Source organism: Zhenhengia sp., from assembly GCF_046966505.1.
Taxonomy (GTDB): Bacteria; Bacillota; Clostridia; order Lachnospirales; family Cellulosilyticaceae; genus Zhenhengia; species Zhenhengia yiwuensis.
The window spans coordinates 272929-290445 of sequence record NZ_JBKVCH010000004.1; the positions used below are offsets into that span (position 1 = coordinate 272929).

The 17517-nt window shown below is 34.9% G+C and carries 15 protein-coding genes and 1 other annotated feature; of the genes, 2 read left to right on the forward strand and 13 right to left on the reverse strand.

Translation table 11 applies throughout. From position 1 onward, the window contains the following. Window positions 1-8: 8 nt before the first annotated feature. Both ACLTBU_RS06910 and ACLTBU_RS06915 read right to left on the reverse strand, forming a co-directional pair. The gene (locus tag ACLTBU_RS06910; protein WP_412218336.1) at window positions 9-899 is read right to left on the reverse strand and encodes a DNA adenine methylase; all 891 of its coding nucleotides are present in this window, start codon (window positions 897-899) and stop codon (window positions 9-11) included. Next, window positions 892-1569, reverse strand: coding sequence for a hypothetical protein (locus tag ACLTBU_RS06915; protein WP_412218338.1), 678 nt, complete (start codon window positions 1567-1569; stop codon window positions 892-894). The genes ACLTBU_RS06910 and ACLTBU_RS06915 overlap by 8 nt, the downstream gene beginning before the upstream one ends. A 508-nt stretch (window positions 1570-2077) precedes the next feature. Here ACLTBU_RS06915 and ACLTBU_RS06920 point away from each other — a divergent pair. Then, entirely contained in the window at window positions 2078-2479 is a 402-nt protein-coding gene (locus tag ACLTBU_RS06920) for a 23S rRNA (pseudouridine(1915)-N(3))-methyltransferase RlmH (protein ID WP_412218339.1), read from the forward strand. Window positions 2480-2611: 132 nt separating this feature from the next. Here the strand turns inward: ACLTBU_RS06920 and rlmH are convergent, their stop codons facing one another. From rlmH to hisS, 5 genes are all read right to left on the reverse strand, one after another. Further along, entirely contained in the window at window positions 2612-3082 is a 471-nt protein-coding gene (gene rlmH, locus ACLTBU_RS06925; protein ID WP_412218341.1) for a 23S rRNA (pseudouridine(1915)-N(3))-methyltransferase RlmH, read from the reverse strand. 47 nt (window positions 3083-3129) lie between these two features. Further along, a complete protein-coding gene (locus tag ACLTBU_RS06930; RefSeq protein ID WP_412218342.1) occupies window positions 3130-4776 on the reverse strand; it encodes an ABC transporter ATP-binding protein in 1647 nt (548 codons plus the stop codon). Further along, the gene (locus ACLTBU_RS06935; RefSeq protein ID WP_412218345.1) at window positions 4770-6416 is read right to left on the reverse strand and encodes an ABC transporter ATP-binding protein; all 1647 of its coding nucleotides are present in this window, start codon (window positions 6414-6416) and stop codon (window positions 4770-4772) included. Before ACLTBU_RS06935 ends, ACLTBU_RS06930 begins: the two co-directional genes overlap by 7 nt. Before the next feature lie 625 nt (window positions 6417-7041). Continuing rightward, window positions 7042-8847 (reverse strand): aspartate--tRNA ligase, encoded by a 1806-nt coding sequence (aspS, locus tag ACLTBU_RS06940; protein ID WP_412218346.1) that lies wholly within the window; start codon window positions 8845-8847, stop codon window positions 7042-7044. Window positions 8848-8866: 19 nt separating this feature from the next. Continuing rightward, complete coding sequence (hisS, locus tag ACLTBU_RS06945; RefSeq protein WP_177668833.1) at window positions 8867-10132, reverse strand: histidine--tRNA ligase; 1266 nt, start codon at window positions 10130-10132, stop codon at window positions 8867-8869. 132 nt (window positions 10133-10264) lie between these two features. Next, window positions 10265-10471, reverse strand: a binding site (T-box leader). Between the two features lie 158 nt (window positions 10472-10629). Between hisS and ACLTBU_RS06950 the strand changes: the two genes are divergently transcribed. Continuing rightward, window positions 10630-11124, forward strand: coding sequence for a GNAT family N-acetyltransferase (locus tag ACLTBU_RS06950; protein ID WP_177668835.1), 495 nt, complete (start codon window positions 10630-10632; stop codon window positions 11122-11124). A 73-nt stretch (window positions 11125-11197) separates the two neighbouring features. Here ACLTBU_RS06950 and hemZ read toward each other — a convergent pair whose 3' ends face one another. The 6 genes from hemZ to ACLTBU_RS06980 all read right to left on the reverse strand — a co-directional run bounded on the left by hemZ (window position 11198) and on the right by ACLTBU_RS06980 (window position 17510). Further along, a complete protein-coding gene (gene hemZ, locus ACLTBU_RS06955; protein WP_412218348.1) occupies window positions 11198-12643 on the reverse strand; it encodes a coproporphyrinogen dehydrogenase HemZ in 1446 nt (481 codons plus the stop codon). A gap of 14 nt (window positions 12644-12657) precedes the next feature. Continuing rightward, window positions 12658-13299, reverse strand: coding sequence for an MBL fold metallo-hydrolase (locus tag ACLTBU_RS06960; protein WP_320649965.1), 642 nt, complete (start codon window positions 13297-13299; stop codon window positions 12658-12660). Continuing rightward, window positions 13296-13724, reverse strand: a complete 429-nt coding sequence (locus ACLTBU_RS06965) for a hypothetical protein (RefSeq protein WP_412218350.1) — start codon at window positions 13722-13724, stop codon at window positions 13296-13298. The genes ACLTBU_RS06960 and ACLTBU_RS06965 overlap by 4 nt, the downstream gene beginning before the upstream one ends. Before the next feature lie 72 nt (window positions 13725-13796). Beyond that, window positions 13797-14246, reverse strand: a complete 450-nt coding sequence (gene dtd, locus ACLTBU_RS06970; protein ID WP_177668842.1) for a D-aminoacyl-tRNA deacylase — start codon at window positions 14244-14246, stop codon at window positions 13797-13799. A gap of 9 nt (window positions 14247-14255) precedes the next feature. Continuing rightward, complete coding sequence (locus ACLTBU_RS06975) at window positions 14256-16490, reverse strand: RelA/SpoT family protein (protein ID WP_412218352.1); 2235 nt, start codon at window positions 16488-16490, stop codon at window positions 14256-14258. A gap of 507 nt (window positions 16491-16997) precedes the next feature. After that, on the reverse strand, window positions 16998-17510 hold the full coding sequence (locus tag ACLTBU_RS06980) for an adenine phosphoribosyltransferase (RefSeq protein ID WP_177668845.1): 513 nt from the start codon (window positions 17508-17510) through the stop codon (window positions 16998-17000). Between the last annotated feature and the right edge of the window lie 7 nt (window positions 17511-17517).

The window sequence follows — 17517 nt, forward strand, 5'->3', positions numbered from 1 at the left end:
GAGCCTAACTACCACTCTTCATAATTTTTTATAGTTATATTTTCTTTTACATATGAACTTATTTCAAAATTCACCCACACATACTCATTCTTCAATGTTTTCTGACACGAACTTCTTAATTTCATTCGTTTAAGGAAAAGTTTTGTCCAGCCATTTTGTTCAAGTACTGTATAGGTTTTACCATCATCATAACCACTTAAAATCACTTTAGCTTGTGTATCTATTAACTGTTTTACTAACTTTTTATGCTTTTCTAATGTCCATGAGTCCTCCCCATATGTCTTTGGACTTTGCATAGTGGAAGGAAGATAAGGTGGGTCTAAATATATAAGCATCTTAGATTCCTTTTTAAATTTTTGTAGTAAGAGTAAGCAATCTTCATTATACATTTCAACACCTTCTAATATCTCTTGTATACGAAGTAATTTAGAAAGTCTAACAAATTGATTGCCCCACTCTCTGCTCTGATTATATGTTTGCATATTAGCAGCTCTACTTTGTGTACTTAATATATAAGTATATACTGCTGAATCCATATCGCTTAACACATACTTTCCTGTTTGTCGAGATGTCTTCTCATCAAAGTTTATAAGTTCTTTTGCTTGTTCAAAAACTTCTCTACTATACCCTAATGCTTCGACTTTCTCAAGAAATTCACATGTAAGATGATAATCTGTTAGCGTTTTAAATATATTGTATATCCCTCTATTGATTTCATTATAAATCCTATGCCTAAACTCACCTTCTGGAAGATTAAGGAGCATTCTTGCCCCACCCCCACAAAGCTCTGCATATGTATTTATACAGTAGTTATCTTTACAATCGTCTATAATGGATACTATTTCTTGGATAAGTTCATGTTTACCACCCATGCGTGCTATTACCGACATCTTACTCATTTATATCACTAGCCTCGAATCTTAAGAAATACCCATACCCACGGTCTTCATTTTTAGTTTCATCTGTATAGGCTATTTTTGCTGTATACCCCCCTATTCTTTTCTTAATTAAAACGTCTTGCTTTTGCCATTCTCTTAGTATTTGATTTTTATGTAAGACTACTGTCTCATCAAAGAGCTCTTTTAGGATATCTTTAAATTTTTCCGAATTGATAACCAATACTTTTTCCTTATGTTCTTTTAAGTCTTTTTCTCTGTCTAGGATTACCCCTTTACTCTTTCCTTCTTGATAGCTATTATGACTTCTTAGCGGAAACAGTTCTTGATTATTTTGCACATACTCTTTAATCCCTTGATAGACTTGCTCCGCCATGCGTCTGCTATTCTTACACTCTATATAGTCACTTACTCGACCTTCAACTTGCTCTATCTGGTCATTAACAATCAATTCTTTTATAGATTTTAATACCTCTCCATACATCCCTACATCAAAATATCCTATTTCATTTAGTACATAGTCTACTTCTTTAGGCTTAGTCCTAAAATCACTTACCTTAAAGTATCTTACTGAAGAGCCTGACTTCTTCCACCTTAGTTCTACTACGTAGACCTCATCTTCCTGAATTTGTATCACATTTACATCCCATACTTCTTTAGCAAATATCTTCATTATTTTCCCCTTCCTTAAATTGTATTTTGTTCTGTTATAAGATTTTCTAAATCTAAATTACACAATAAGCAATGTTACTTAATGCTATAGTTTTCCATACAGTACATACATTGTGCATTACCTTACTTTTAATGTAATAACCCCATCATATAAATTTCACCACCTTACTTTATATTTTCAACTACATACCAATATATTTTTCATACCGTTTTTCAAACCGTCCTATTTAATTAATTACCTTTATTTTTTTGATAAAAACCACTTTTTTATTTTTCTAAATGACTATTTTTATATTTATCATTTCTTAACTGCCAATTTTTTTATACTGTACAAAAAATAAAACTCTAATTCTATTAAAATAGCTTTTGCTACCTAATATAACTAAAGTTTTTACAATTTTTACCAATATCTATTTTTACTTTTCTCTGATTCCCTAGCTCTTAAATCTATCTTACTATAACTATTTAAGTTATAATGTAATTTAGTATTTTACTTAAATGAGGTGCCTATGAATTTTAAAATTTATACCATATTAGATAAACCAGATAAATTTTACTTACAAGCAATAAAAGAATATACAAAACGCCTTAACCGATACTGTAAGACTTCTTTTATTCATTTAAAGTCTCACGAACAACTTCAAAAGAAACTTACAAATAAATCCTATCGTATACTTATTACCCCTAAAGGTAACCATCTCACATCAGAAGAGCTGGCTCACAAAATAAACTCTTGGGGTGTTTCTGGTACTTCTGATATTTCTATCATTATTGGTTCTACTGACCTAGACTCCGATGAACAAATTGCTATTAGTTCCATGGATATGGACTTAGGTCTTACTACGACTGTTACCTTCGAACAGATTTATCGTGCCTATCGCATACTAAACAATCAGCCCTACCATAAGTAAAAAGGTGATTCCACATTATGGAATCACCTTTTTTTATATAACTTAACCTTTTCAAATTTATTATTAGAAAGATATAAAATAAACTGTATGCTTGGTGCTACATCTTGAAAAATAGTTTTACCAACTGGTGTGCTATGCTTCACCATTAATAATTCTATACCCCCTGTAAATCTGCTCTAATAACATTACTCTAAAGAGCTGGTGGGGGAAGGTCATCTTAGAAAAAGATAAGCTTCCGTTTGCTCTTTTTAATACCTTATCGGCTAATCCTAATGAACCACCGATAACGAACACAAGGTGGCTGTTACCTTGTATTCCGCAGTTTGAAATCATTTGGGCGAAGGCTTCTGAGGTAACCATTTTTCCGCCTAAGTCTAAAGTGATTACATAGGCAGTGTCTTTAATTTGAGCAAGGATTTTATCCCCCTCTTTATCTTTAATTTGAAGTTCTTCTTTTTCTGAAGCGTTATCAGGTGTTTTTTCATCAGCTAACTCAATAATATTAAGCTTGCAGTATCTGCTTAGGCGTTTGCTGTATTCATCTATAGCCTGCACTAAGTATTTTTCTTTTAGTTTTCCTACGCATACAATATCTATCTTCATGTCAATCTCCTTATGAGTCCATTTAATAGCCTTATTATATCATGTCTTTAGCTTGCTATCATGGGTGTTTTCTTATAAGGGTAAACCTTTTTGTTTTTAACCATATAGATGCCATCATACTGCTCCTCATGTTCTTTAAAGAGAACATGGCTTATGTGAATGACGGTCACATCCTCCAATTCTAAGAGACTTTGTTCTATTTCACGTGCCTTATCGTAATCTAAATTAGAAAAAGCTTCATCTAATAAAATCAAATCTGCATGTTCTAAAAGCCCCCTTGCTATGGCAATACGACTTTTCTCCCCTCCTGATACATTCTTACCATCCTCATAAATCATATAATCTAGGCCTCCCTCATGAGTTTTTACAAACTCTTTAAGCCCAGCCTTTGTCAGCGCTGCCCATATTTCCTCCTCGCTATAATCTTTATAAAGGGTCAGGTTGTTTCTTAGTGTATCTTCAAACAAAAATACTTTCTGCTCCACATTTGTAATCTTCCTAAAGTAAGCCTCTTTCTTAATCCCCTTAAGAGGCTTATGATCAATCCAAATGATCCCTTTTATAGGGTTGAAATATTTTCTTAATAGCTTTAGCAAAGTAGATTTACCTCCACCACTTGGCCCAATAATAAGATACTTGCCTCCTTTCTTAAAGGTTACATCTACTTCATCTAAAATCGCATCTTGACCTTCATAGGCAAAAGTTACCCGCTCAAAGTGGATGGCTTCTTTTAAACTTCCTTCTTCTTCATATTCTTCATACTCTACAGTATTTTTTAGTGTCTCTTCAATCTTTTCTATAATCCCTTTAGTGCTAAGTAAACCTGGCATAACTTCACTAATTCTATTAATAGGCCCTAAGATACGGTACATTCCCTCTACAGCAAGTAGCACACTTCCTACTGTGCCACGTCCTGTTAGTGCAAAATAACCTGCTATCCCTATAACAATCAAGACCATTAAGTCAGAAGAAAGATTTTGAGCGCCATATACATAGGTAAGCATCCTATCAATAAGATACCCCTTATGCTGCAACGTCTCACTTTGTTTTCTAAAATTATCTTTGATGCGGCTGTACAGATTGTTATTCTTAATAATATGAAAAGCAGATAATACTTCTTTAATATAGCCTGTATAAGTTTCAAACAGATCACTTCTAAGTTTAGTCTGCTTATTAATAGGTTTATTGGATAATACAGTAATGGTCGTATTAACGGTCACCAAGCCTAATCCTATAAGTGCAAACCAAGGATTAACTGTCCAAATCATCCATAATCCTGCTACAAAAACTGTTCCAAAATCAATAATCATATAAAGTGAATCAATGAGTTTCATCTCTATTGTATTAAAATCATTCGTTAAAGTAGATAAATACTTAGCATTGTTCTGTGCATGAAATTCATTGATATTCTTACCATATATACCTTCTAAATAATAATATTTCATACTTTCGTTGGCTTTTTTCTTAAATAAGTTTTTTGCAAGTGTCGCTGCAATAGCGAGTGGCACTAGCATTAATGCATAGCTTAATAATTCTAAACTATAGGTCTTAAACATATGCATCTGTTTACTCAAAGCCAAATCAAATAAATTCATAAGCCTAATCATCATATAGCCTTCTAGCATACCTAATGTCCCTGTAAGTATTACAGTTATAAGTAAGTAAGGCCATGTTTTCATTAATTTTTTTAGCATACACCCACCCCCTCAAAATAGGTTTTCGCTTCATGAACTTTAACATGCCCACCTTGAAGCTCTAATACATAATCATACCTTTCACTCACGCCTTCATAATATCTATGGCTAATGGCAATAACAGTTTGAGGAAGTGATAAAAATACCTTTTCAATTTCCCTTCCAAGCTTCTCATTCAGGCTTGCCGTACCTTCATCTACAAATAAAAGTTCTGCTTCCTTGGCAATGGCACGTGCAATGGCAATTCGCTGCCTTTGCCCCCCTGATAAGTTTTTGCCATTTTCTAAAATAGCTGTCTGAAGCCCTTCTTCTTTTTCTCCAATAAAATCTTCTAAACCAGCTCCTGTAATAGCCTTTTCCATAATCTCGTCATTTAATGGCTTGTAAAGACTAATATTATTCTCTATAGTATCTTCAAATAAGAAGACATCCTGGTCGATAACGGCAACTTTATCATTGAAATCCTTACTGCTAATACTCTTATAATCTACCCCATCTACCTGTATAGTCCCCTCATAGTCATCATAGATCATCTCTAACATTTTTAGTAAAGTAGACTTACCACTCCCACTTGCTCCTTTAATCAAATACTTCTTGCCCTTGTCTATTCTTAAAGAAATATTTTTTAGAAGTGGCTTATCTTGTTCATAGCCAAAACTTACATTCATTAGCATCATAGACTGATTAAAATGAAATGGTTGTTGCCCTTCTAACTCTACCTGCTCTTCAATTTGTGTAAGCTTATCATAAATCTTACTTGAAGAACGAATGACATTTAAGAGAGGAAAAGTATCCATAGTTCTAAAGACTACCTGATTACTAAGTTGGAATAAAAAGACTGCACTCCCAAGGGCCATGCCTTCTGCAATACATAAACCTAAATGCCATACTACGCCTACCATAACAAGGTAACTTGCAAAAAGTAGTACATTTTGCTGAACTTCTGAAAAGTTATTAAAAACAAATTTCCTATGTTCTACACGAGAAACTTCCTGCTTATTTTTATCTAGGAATTTATCTTCAATATTACCTAGTTTAATGATTTCAAGACCATTAAAAGTATTACTCATATTTAAAGTAAACTTTTCGTTTTCTGTAGAGACTTCTTCTTGAAGCTGCTCTGTACGCTTTAAGAAAAGCTTGCAGACAAAGTAAACGATTAGGGAAATAATAAAAATCCCTACAGCTAAAGTTCTATCCATAACAAGTAAAATGATTAATCCTAAAACATATAGGCCAAGCCCTGAAATGAAATTTAAAAGGCTTCTAAAGAAATTTTCTTCAATTAAATTAATATCATTCGTTAAACGTGATACATAGTTCTCTTTTGAAATCTTACCAAACTGTCTCGGTGACATTTTAAGTATCGTCTTAAAAGCCTCCATACGAATATCTAAAACCACATTACGCATATATCCAATACGTAAGAAACGTGATGTAAAGTACAAAGCACTCATAGTTCCTAGAATCAGAATGCCCAGTACAATACGATTAATAAATAATGTAAGACTCCCCTTCTCTAAAGCATCAAAAATCATAGAGGATAAACTCATATAGAGTAAATCACTTATGATAAATAAACAACTTGCTAAAATATAGACCATAAAAGCCCATTTTCTCTTTAATAATAACGCTTTCATAATTCCCTCCTTACAACCTAACTGGAATTCCTCCTGCAAATAGCGTTTTGGCGCGCACAAAAAAAGCCATAGGTAGTTCTTCCCTATAGCTTTAAATCATTTAACCGTATAGGAAAGCACGAATATGAGCTTATTCTACTATCTGCATGAAAAACACACCCCTTGAGGCTCTCTATATAGACTTCCCCTAGGCTTCCAATTATCTTATCTTGTTTGAAATGTGTTTTTTCACTAACAATACTTTCGAAGTATTATTTAGCAGTATAGTATTCTACTCATATTCGCACTTTCCTCCTATTTTTCATTTGATAGAATTGTATCACAATTTTATATTTCTGTAAACTGTTATATCTATATTCATTTTTACTTACCTCTAACTTTTTTATTTTTAACCTATTTTTAACGTAATACACCTCTACATTTTACATACTTCTTTTACAATGTATCTATCATCAGGTATGGGAGCTACTCTGATGAATTTCTTCAACTTATATCCTCTCTAGATTATATGTGAGAAAAACTACCATTAAATGTGATCACCTTTAATGGTAGTTCTTTTTTATGCGCTTCTTCATTTGCATAAAAAAAGAGCTACTGCTCTTGCAATAGCTCTTTTTTATTTGAATTAGTTTTCAGTTTCTTCTTGTTTTGCAGCTTCAGAAATAATAAGAGCTAACTCATCTAATTGTTTCTGGTCTACAACGTTTGGTGCTTCTGTCATGAGACAGCTCGCATCTTTTACTTTAGGGAATGCTATAACGTCACGGATGTTATCACGTTTTGCCATAAGCATTACAAGTCTATCAAGGCCGAATGCTAAACCGCCATGTGGTGGCACACCATATTTGAATGCATTAAGTAAGAATCCAAAACGTTCGTAAGCTTCTTCTTGTGTAAATCCAAGAAGGTTGAACATTTTTTCTTGAACATCTTGTTGATAAATACGGATACTACCACCACCAAGTTCATAACCGTTAAGGCAAAGGTCATAAGCTTTTGCACGTACTTTACCTGGCTCTGTTTCCATAAGGGCAATATCTTCATCCATTGGCATTGTAAATGGATGGTGCATTGCAACGTATCTACCAGCTTCCTCATCATACTCAAGAAGTGGGAATTCTGTAACCCATACAAATCTGAATTCATCTTTATTAACAAGTTCAAGACGTTTTGCAACTTCTTGACGAAGTGCTCCAAGTGCTGCGTAAACAACAGATGGTTTATCTGCTACGACTAAGATAAGATCGTTATCTGTTACGTCCATACGCTCTTTGATTGCAGCAATTGTTTCTTCATTTAAGAACTTAGTGAATGAAGATTTTTCTTCACCATCTGGTCTAACTTGCAGCCAAGCTACACCTTTAGCACCAAAGTCTTGACCTACTTTTACTAAGCTATCGATTTGTTTACGGCCGATATCTCCCATACCTTTTGCATTGATTGCACGTACTGAGCCACCATTTGCTAAAGCATTTTCAAATACAGCAAAGCCACTACCTGCTACAACATCTGAAAGGTCAGTAAGTTCTACACCATAACGCATATCTGGTTTATCACTACCGAAACGGTCCATAGCTTCCTGATATGTTAATCTTTGAATAGGAAGCTGAACATCTACATCGAGAACTTCTTTAAATACTGTTTGGATAAGTTTTTCGTTAATACCGATTACATCATCTACATCTACGAAGCTAAGCTCCATATCGATTTGAGTGAACTCTGGCTGACGGTCAGCACGAAGGTCCTCATCACGGAAGCATTTTACGATTTGGAAGTAACGGTCATAGCCTGACACCATAAGAAGTTGTTTGAAAATCTGTGGTGATTGAGGAAGCGCATAGAAGTTACCTGGGTGTACACGAGATGGTACAAGGTAGTCACGCGCACCTTCTGGAGTAGATTTTGTAAGCATTGGTGTTTCGATTTCAAGGAAGTTATTTGCTTCTAAGAAACGTCTTACAGCTCCTGTTGTTTTGCTACGAAGCATAATTGTGTTTTGCATATCTGGACGACGAAGGTCAAGGTAACGGTATTTTAAACGTAACTCTTCTCTTACATCGCTGTTTTCTACGATTTCAAAAGGTGTTGTTGCTGCTTCCGATAAAATACGAAGTTCTTTTACTTCGATTTCAATATCACCTGTTTTCATTGTTTTGTTAGCATCTTCACCACGTGAACGAACAGTCCCTACTGCTGCAATAACATATTCACTTCTAAGTGTTTCTGCTTTTTCAAATAAAGCTTTATCTGTTTCTTCACCAAAGGCTAATTGAAGAAGGCCACTTCTATCTCTTAATGTGACAAAAAGTAATTGACCTAAGTTTCTTCTTCTTTGTACCCAACCTGTTACTGTAACAGTTTCCCCTACATTTGCAGCGCTAAGTTCTGTACAGTAATGTGTTCTTTTTAAACCTTGCATTGATTCTGACATTGTATATCCCTCCTGTAGATTATTTATTTAATTCTTGTTTCATAACAGTTACAAGCGCGTCAAAAGCTACTTCTTTTTCTTCACCTGTCTGCATGTTTTTAAGATTAATCACTTTGTTTTCGAGCTCACTCTCACCAATAATTGCTGAGTATTTGGCCCCAATTTTATTAGCATATTTCATTTGTGCTTTAACACTTCTTTGAAGGTGATCACTTTCTGCACTAACGCCTTCTTTTCTTAATTCATTTACAAGTTTGTAAGCCCATACAGTAGCACCTTCACCTCTGTAACCTAAAAATAAATCTCTTGTTGCTGGTGGAAGTGTATTACCATTTTCTGCTTCCTTCGCAAGAATAAGACGTTCCATACCTGCACCAAACCCAACAGCTGGAGTTGGTTTGCCACCAATTTCTTCTACTAAGCGGTTATATCTACCACCACCACATACAGTACCTTGTGCACCAATTTCATTCGATACAAATTCGAATACTGTTTTTGTATAGTAGTCAAGTCCACGTACAATCTTAGGATCTACTACAAATGGAATTTCCATAGCTGTTAAAAGTTCTTGTACTTTTTCAAAGTGAGCTTTACACTCATCCCCTAATGTATCAAGTACAGTTGGCGCATCTTTGAACATTTCTTGGCATGCTTCATTTTTACAGTCAAGTACACGAAGTGGATTTTTCTCACGACGTTCATTACAAAGTGGGCAAAGACCCTCTTTTTTACTTTCAAGAAAAGCCTTAAGTGTTTCATTATATTTTTTACGACACTCTGTATCCCCTAATGAGTTAATATGAAGTTCTACTTTATTTAGGCCGATACGTCTTAAAAGTTCATAGCCAATACTGATAATTTCAGCATCTGCTGTAGGTGAATCTGTACCAAACATTTCTACACCAAATTGGTGGAACTGTCTTTGTCTCCCTGCTTGTGGTCTTTCATATCTGAAGGTTGGAGACATATAGTAAAGCTTAATAGGCTGTACGTCTGCTCCCATATTGTGTTCAAGGTAACTACGTACTACTGGCGCTGTACTTTCTGGTTTAAGGGTAATAGCATTATCCCCTTTATCCACAAAAGAGTACATTTCTTTTTGAACAATATCTGTAGTCTCTCCTACACCTCTTTGAAATAAATTTGTAAACTCAAAGATTGGTGTACGAATTTGGCTAAATCCAAAGTCATTACATAAGTTTCTAATGGTCTCTTCCATATCGAGCCATTTTCTCATTTCTTCACCAAAGATATCTTTGGTACCTTTTAATGCACGAATCTCCATAAGCATCTCCTTTTCTAAAATTGTACACATTTTTTATTTTATTTCTTTAAATTATACACAATTACTCAAATATTACACACAAGTATGTGAATTGTCTATACGATTAGCAATAAAAAACGCCCCTAGCATAATGCCAGGGACGATATGTCGCGTTGCCACCCTGATTCAAAGTTTAAAACCTAAACTTTGCACCTTAAGAGCCTATAACGTAGCCACCCGTTGTATCCTACTTAGGGTTCAGATACACACTCCGAGATGTCTTCAGATCTAGTGAAGGCTTTCAGCCAAGGCCTTCTCTCTGCGGGGATAGATCGTACTCCTTCTCATCTTCGCTTTATTTTATCAATTATTTGTTATTTTATAGCTGCTTTTGTATTTTGTCAAGGATGCATTTTGGAATAAATTCAAGTCTATTGCAATTTAATTAACCTATGCTATAATACCTCTATCGCTCGTACTTTACAAAAACATTAATTTTTTACAGAAAGAGGGATTTTATGATTCGACGTGCTATGTTAACTGACCTTGAAAGTTTATTAATGATAAAAGACCTTGTTATTACAGATATGGCTAAGTACAATATCTTTCAGTGGGATCATGCATATCCTACTGCTGTGCATTTCGAGCAAGATATAGAGAACGGGACTTTATATGTAATTGAAGAAAATAATATGATTTGTGGCTTTGCTTGCATCGATCAAAAGCAAGCTCCTGAATATAAAAACTTAGACTGGCATAGTCCAGATGATGCTTATGTAATCCATCGCCTTGCCATTCATCCTGAATGTGGTGGACGTGGGTATGCTTCTCAAATGATTAACTTTGCAGAAGAACTTGCATTAAAAGAAGGTATCCACGACCTTCGTATTGATACTTTCTACCAAAATCACCGTGCACAGGCTTTATTTAAAAAAGCTGGCTTCGAGTATATTGGAGATGTAATGTTCCCAAGAAAAAATGAACCATTCTGTTGCTTCCATAAAACAATTTAATGATAAATAAGGGGTAGCACTGACAGCCTATTGCCAGTACTCCCCCTTTTTATTTCCAACTTTTTTATTTTTATTATCTATATTTCATAAATCCTTCGCGTTTGCGTTCTATCATTTCATCAATGCGTGTAATATAGTCTTCTAAACTTTTTACATTAGCAATACGGTCAATGCGCTCACCATTTTGGTAAACCATCTTTGTGATTGCACCTGCCCCTGCAGCAATAATGCTTTCACTTTCTTCCATGATTTCTACATTGTAAATACATTCATAACCTGGCTTAGCATAGCCTACATTCTCAAAATTACCTAACATATTTTTTTGTCTGTACATATAATAAGGATTAAGACCCATGCTTCTGCATGCTTGTTGACTTAAGTCTAGCATGGCTTCAATTTTCTTAGCTTGTGCAAGTTGGTAAGCCATTTCATCAGACTTTCTAAGCTCTTCCTTTAATCGAGACGCACGCTTAATAGCCATTGTATGCACTGTAATATTCTCTGGATTTAATTTTTTAAGCTCTTCTAATGTATGGGCTACATCTTCTACCTCTTCACCTGGGAGACCTAAAATAATATCCATATTAATATTGTCATGCCCTAACTCTCTAGCTATTTTAAAGACTTCTTTAATTTCTTCTATAGTATGGTGACGCCCAATAGCATCTAATGTTTTTTGATTCATACTTTGAGGATTAATTGAAATACGTCCTACATTCATACGTTTCATAATCTCAAGTTTTTCTCTTGTAATAGTATCTGGTCTACCCGCTTCAATTGTATATTCTTCAATCTGTTCAAGTTCAAATACATTTTGAATATGATTAAGGAGTCTTTCAAGCTGCGCTTCATTTAAGCTTGTAGGTGTCCCCCCACCAATGTAAAGGCTACGAATTGGTTTACCTTTTTGAGCCTCTGCAATAAAGCTAATTTCTTTGCAAAGGGCATCTAAATAAGTTTCTACATGATTTTTCTTAGCTTCTAAAGAATAAGCTGTAAAGGAACAGTATACGCATCGTGTTGGGCAGAATGGAATCCCAATATAAATACTGATTTCATCTTGCTTGTTCTTACTTAAAATCTCTTCTTCTGCCTTAGCTACCTCTATCATCAGGTCTACTTTATCCTGTGAAATATGATAGACTTTATCAAACTTCTCTCTAAGAGTAGCTTCATTTATACCCTGTTTTTGATAATCATGGACAATCTTAGTCGGTCTAATTCCTGTCAGCATCCCCCACGGCATAGCTTTGCCTGTAAGTTGGTAAAGGACTTCATAAACCGTCTCTTTAAGCATAAGTTTCATATTTTTCTTAGCTTTAAGCTCTGTATCGGCCTCATCTATAGGGCTTTGTTTTTCAAAAATCACATTGTCTTCTTTAATGAGCTTGGCTGTGGCAAGATTTTTTTCATAAACGCTTTCAAGCTCATAGTCACCTTCTATATAAGGCTCAAAGAGATGGATAATATTATTAATCTCATATTCTGTATCATGATTTATACATTTTAAATTTATCATTTTAACTTTCCTATCTATTCAAACATATTAAAGTATGGGTTATTGAGTACTTCAAAGCCTACTGTCGTTGGGTCTCCATGTCCTGGATAAAGTGTCACTTCTCTTTCAAGTGTGAAAATTCCTGCCCTAATACTTCTTATAAGTGTAGCCATATCCCCACCTATAAAATCAGTACGACCAATAGAACCTTTGAAAATAATATCCCCTACAAAGGCTGCTTTATGTGCATCATTGTAGTAAGCTACACCATCTAATGTATGCCCTGGAGCATGAATAACTTCAAACTTAAGGTCAGTACCTTCTACTTGTACGACATCACCATCTTTCACATATTGGTCAGCTTGAAGAGTCATAGCTCCATCACCAAATGCTGTAGACAAGTTATAGCGAGGATCTTCTAAGTAACGCTTACCTTCTTCATGAATAACAATTTCACAGTTTGTGTGCGCTTTAATAGCTGCAGCTGCTCCTATATGATCAAAATGACCATGTGTAAGAAGAATCTTCTCTACTTTAAGTCCATCTGTATCAATTTTATGAATGAGTGCATACTCATCTGCACCTGGATCTATAATAAAAGCTTGTTTTGTTTTTTCATCAATAGCAAAGTATGTCTGCTCCTGAAGCATACCTACTGTTACACGTTCTATTTTCATTTTTCCACCTCTTCTAAATCTGATATGGCATAAGTTCTAAGAACTTTCTTACCTTCTTCTAAGTCGTTTAATTTCACACATCTTGTAGGAATCCATACTTCTTTATTATTTTGTTTCACCACAATGATATAATACGTTTTCATCTTAATATCTTTAATTTCTTCCCGTTTTAACGTATGTTTTACAAAAAACCAAGTATACCAACTTATGTAGTTATGTTCCAATTCTAAGTACTTCATTCTTGAAGTATAAAGGAAAAGCGCTCCAAAAAGTATCCCCCCTATACTACAAATTAAATCCACACTATTCATATGCCCTAATACTTGATACATCTTAATATTATTACTCATAAGCAATACCGATGTCATAATACATACAAAAGATACCCCTTTATCACTCCATGTATTTCTACGACGAATAATCATAATTTCACCCCTTTATCTACTCATACTTTAAAAAAGAGGATAGCAGCTTTTATGGCGCTATCCTTCTTCTTTCTAAAATGTTTTACTACTATCTAATAAGATGGTAACAGGACCATCATTAATAAGTGCCACTTTCATATCTGCTTGGAACTGCCCTGCCTCAAAAGGCACACCTTTTTCCTCAAGCTTACTCATAAAGCACTCATATTTTTTTCTAGCTTCCTCCACACTACCTGAAGCTGTAAAGCTTGGTCTCATCCCTTTAATAGCATTGCCATAAAGCGTAAAGTTAGGTACGATAAGAAGCTTACCTTCTACATCTTGAACAGACAAATTCATCTTGCCTTGTTCATCTTCAAAAATACGTAAACCGCTTATTTTATTGAGGATATAATCCATATCTACTTCTGTATCATCTGCCTTAATCCCAACAAGTACCATAAGGCCTTTATTGATTTGTCCTACAACTTCACCTTCTATTGTAACGGAAGCTTCTAATACACGTTGCACAACTGCTCTCATATTATCTCCTTACGATGAAACACGTTCAATCTCTACAACATCTGGTATCTGCATAACTTTACGTGTAAGCTCATCAAGCTGATACGTATGCGTAATTTCAATACGAATATTGAAGATTGCTTCATGATTTTTAGTTGTTCTTGCGTTGAGTGATTTAACAGGTACTTTCATATCCGTTAGGATTTTTGAAATATCTACAATAATACCCAGACGGTCACTACCTGTAATTTGAATTTCAGTAATATACGTACGGTGGCTCTCTTCTTCATTAAACCACTGTGCTTCGATAAGACGCTCTTTCTCTTCTTCACACATATGCACAATATTTGTACAATCCTGACGGTGAATGGATACTCCTCGTCCTCTTGTAATATAACCAACAATATCATCACCAGGAAGTGGTCTACAGCATTTAGAGAATCTAACAGCTACATCGCCTACTCCTCTTACGACAATACCACTCTTACTCTTCTTAGGCTGCTTCTCTTCTACAAAGCCGTCTTTATCACTATGTGCATCTAAAATCTGCTGTGGTGTAATTGGCATTTTCTTAAGCTTGATATTTTCATCAATAAGACGCTGTATAATCTGCTTTTCTTTAATGCTACCATATCCTATAGACGCACATACAGCATCCCAATTTTTTAGTCCATAGCGTTTGTAAACATTCTCTATACACTGCGTGTCAGAAAGTGCTGATAAGCTATAACCTCTTTGTCTTGCACATGTTTCAAGAAGTTCTTTACCTCTTATAATATCTTCTTGTTTAAACTGCTTTCTAAACCATTGGTTAATCTTATTTCTAGCTTGTGTGCTCTTAACAATGTTAAGCCAGTCACGGCTAGGGCCTCTAGAATTTTGAGAAGTTAAAATCTCTACTCTATCACCATTTTTAATAATATAGTCAACTTTGACAATTTTGCTATTAACCTTAGCCCCCACCATCTTATTACCAATATCACTATGGATATAGTATGCATAATCAATTGGTGTGGAACCTTTTGGTAAGGTTAACAGCTCACCTTTTGGTGTGAATACATATACCTGATCTGTATATATATCAAGGTCTAGCTTAAGGGCATTCATGAACTCTGTATTATCATCCATATCCCTTTGCCACTCAAGAATCTGCTTAAGCCAAGCAAGCTTTTCCTCAGCTTTAGCGCTACCAACAGCTTCTGTATGATTACCATCTTTATATTTCCAGTGTGCTGCAATACCATATTCTGCCGTTCTATGCATCTCTTCCGTACGAATTTGAATTTCAAAAGGCGTACCTTCACTGCCCATAAGTGTCGTATGAAGAGACTGATACATATTAGATTTAGGCATGGCAATATAATCTTTAAAACGCCCTGGAATTGGCGTATAAAGCTCGTGAATAATACCTAGAACGCCATAGCAATCTTTAACATTATGCACAATTGCTCTTACCGCAAATAAATCATATATTTGATCGAGTGTTTTATTTTTATTAACAATCTTTTTATAAATACTGAAGAAATGTTTAGGACGCCCTTCAACTGTACATTCAATGCCCGCTTCTTCTAACTTGGTCTTGATCTGCTCTACAATCTGCTCAATGTAAGCCATACGCTCACTACGCTTCTTAGCAATTTTTTGAGCTAAATCATAATAGACCTCCGGCTCAATATAACGGAGGGATAAGTCTTCAAGGTCTGCTTTAATTTTGCAAATACCAAGTCTATGTGCAATGGGCGCATAAATTGTAAGTGTTTCTTCTGCTATTCTCTTCTGCTTATGCGGTGGCATAAACTTAAGTGTCTGCATGTTATGAAGTCTGTCGGCAAGCTTAATAAGGACTACACGGATATCTTGCGCCATAGCAAGAAACATCTTACGGTAATTCTCTGCTTGTATTTCTTCTTTTTGAAGTTCTTTATTAGCTGATGCATATTTTATAACGCCCAGTTTAGTTACGCCATCTACTAAAAGAGCGACTTCCTTATTAAAAAGTTTCTCAATATCTTCTAAAGTATAATCCGTATCTTCTACAACATCATGCAGAATTCCTGCTGTAATGGATTCAATGTCTAGCTCTAAGTCTGCTAATATATATGCCACTTGGAGAGGGTGGATAATATATGGTTCTCCTGACTTTCTAAGCTGGCCTTCATGGGCTTCTTTTGCAAGCTTATAAGCCTTTTCAACCATGCTGACATCATCCGACGGATGGTATGAACGTATTCGGTTAATGAGCTTTTCATAAATTTCATCAGGCATCGAGTCTACCCCCTTTTTCGTCACTTGCATATATTTATTATATTATTATAGTCATGTTAGAATAAAAATTCAATGCCATTATTGTAGAAACTGTTGAAATATGGGGTGTAGGGGGGAAAGTAGAGAGTGTGCAGCTCATTTTTTCACCTAACACTTCCACTTTTTAAGACCGGATACTCTTTCTCCGTTCCATAACCTACCAAACTTGTCTATGCCTTAAACATAGCACGAAATGCATCCTGCTTCCAATTTCGTGGAGATTTAGAAAAAGTTCCAGATATAGACTCCAAGCCTCCCTACCTACTCAAAATCCTAAAGAAAATATTTCCAGAAGATTTCTACCGTGTGAAGCCCCCATTACATCACTGAGCCTGATTATAAACAGTACTGAATCTATGCTATATGATTAATTTACTAGTATATATATGCTATATAACTTTTTTGGTTAAGCTACTAAAAAAGACACGTAGTGGATGGACTACGTGTCTTTTTCATGTTAAATCATAATTAGTATTTAAGTAAGGAAACGATATTTTGTCCTTTGAGGAGTTCTCTACCGTTTAAGCCTTCGAGTTCAATAAGATAAACAATCTTTACAACTTCACCACCAAGTTTTTCTACAAGGTCAACGATAGCTTTTGTTGTACCGCCTGTTGCAAGAAGGTCATCTGCAATGATTACTTTTTGGCCTGGTTTGATTGCATCAATGTGCATTTCAATTGTGTTGCTACCATATTCTAAATCGTAGCTTTGGCCAATTGTTTCATAAGGTAATTTACCTGGTTTTCTAACAGGAACGAAGCCTTTTTGAAGTTTATAGGCTAAAGGAACACCAAAAATGAATCCTCTTGACTCAGGTCCAATTACAATGTCAAAATCAACATCTTGTACTGATTCTGCCATTTTATCTATAGATTCTTGTAAACCTTTAGCATCTTGTAATAATGGAGTGATATCTTTAAATAAGATACCTTCCTTTGGGAAATTCTCTACATCTCTAATTAATGTATTTAAATCCATATGCATC

Coding starts and splice junctions, on each gene's coding strand:
- aspS (WP_412218346.1), bottom strand. CDS start 8,847: ATGTCAGAATCAATGCAAGGTTTAAAAAGAACACATTACTGTACAGAA.
- ACLTBU_RS06960 (WP_320649965.1), bottom strand. CDS start 13,299: ATGAAAATAGAACGTGTAACAGTAGGTATGCTTCAGGAGCAGACATAC.
- ACLTBU_RS06980 (WP_177668845.1), bottom strand. CDS start 17,510: ATGGATTTAAATACATTAATTAGAGATGTAGAGAATTTCCCAAAGGAA.
- hisS (WP_177668833.1), bottom strand. CDS start 10,132: ATGGAGATTCGTGCATTAAAAGGTACCAAAGATATCTTTGGTGAAGAA.
- ACLTBU_RS06975 (WP_412218352.1), bottom strand. CDS start 16,490: ATGCCTGATGAAATTTATGAAAAGCTCATTAACCGAATACGTTCATAC.
- dtd (WP_177668842.1), bottom strand. CDS start 14,246: ATGAGAGCAGTTGTGCAACGTGTATTAGAAGCTTCCGTTACAATAGAA.
- rlmH (WP_412218341.1), bottom strand. CDS start 3,082: ATGAAGATAGATATTGTATGCGTAGGAAAACTAAAAGAAAAATACTTA.
- ACLTBU_RS06965 (WP_412218350.1), bottom strand. CDS start 13,724: ATGATTATTCGTCGTAGAAATACATGGAGTGATAAAGGGGTATCTTTT.
- ACLTBU_RS06950 (WP_177668835.1), top strand. CDS start 10,630: ATGATTCGACGTGCTATGTTAACTGACCTTGAAAGTTTATTAATGATA.
- ACLTBU_RS06930 (WP_412218342.1), bottom strand. CDS start 4,776: ATGCTAAAAAAATTAATGAAAACATGGCCTTACTTACTTATAACTGTA.
- ACLTBU_RS06915 (WP_412218338.1), bottom strand. CDS start 1,569: ATGAAGATATTTGCTAAAGAAGTATGGGATGTAAATGTGATACAAATT.
- ACLTBU_RS06935 (WP_412218345.1), bottom strand. CDS start 6,416: ATGAAAGCGTTATTATTAAAGAGAAAATGGGCTTTTATGGTCTATATT.
- hemZ (WP_412218348.1), bottom strand. CDS start 12,643: ATGATAAATTTAAAATGTATAAATCATGATACAGAATATGAGATTAAT.
- ACLTBU_RS06910 (WP_412218336.1), bottom strand. CDS start 899: ATGAGTAAGATGTCGGTAATAGCACGCATGGGTGGTAAACATGAACTT.
- ACLTBU_RS06920 (WP_412218339.1), top strand. CDS start 2,078: ATGAATTTTAAAATTTATACCATATTAGATAAACCAGATAAATTTTAC.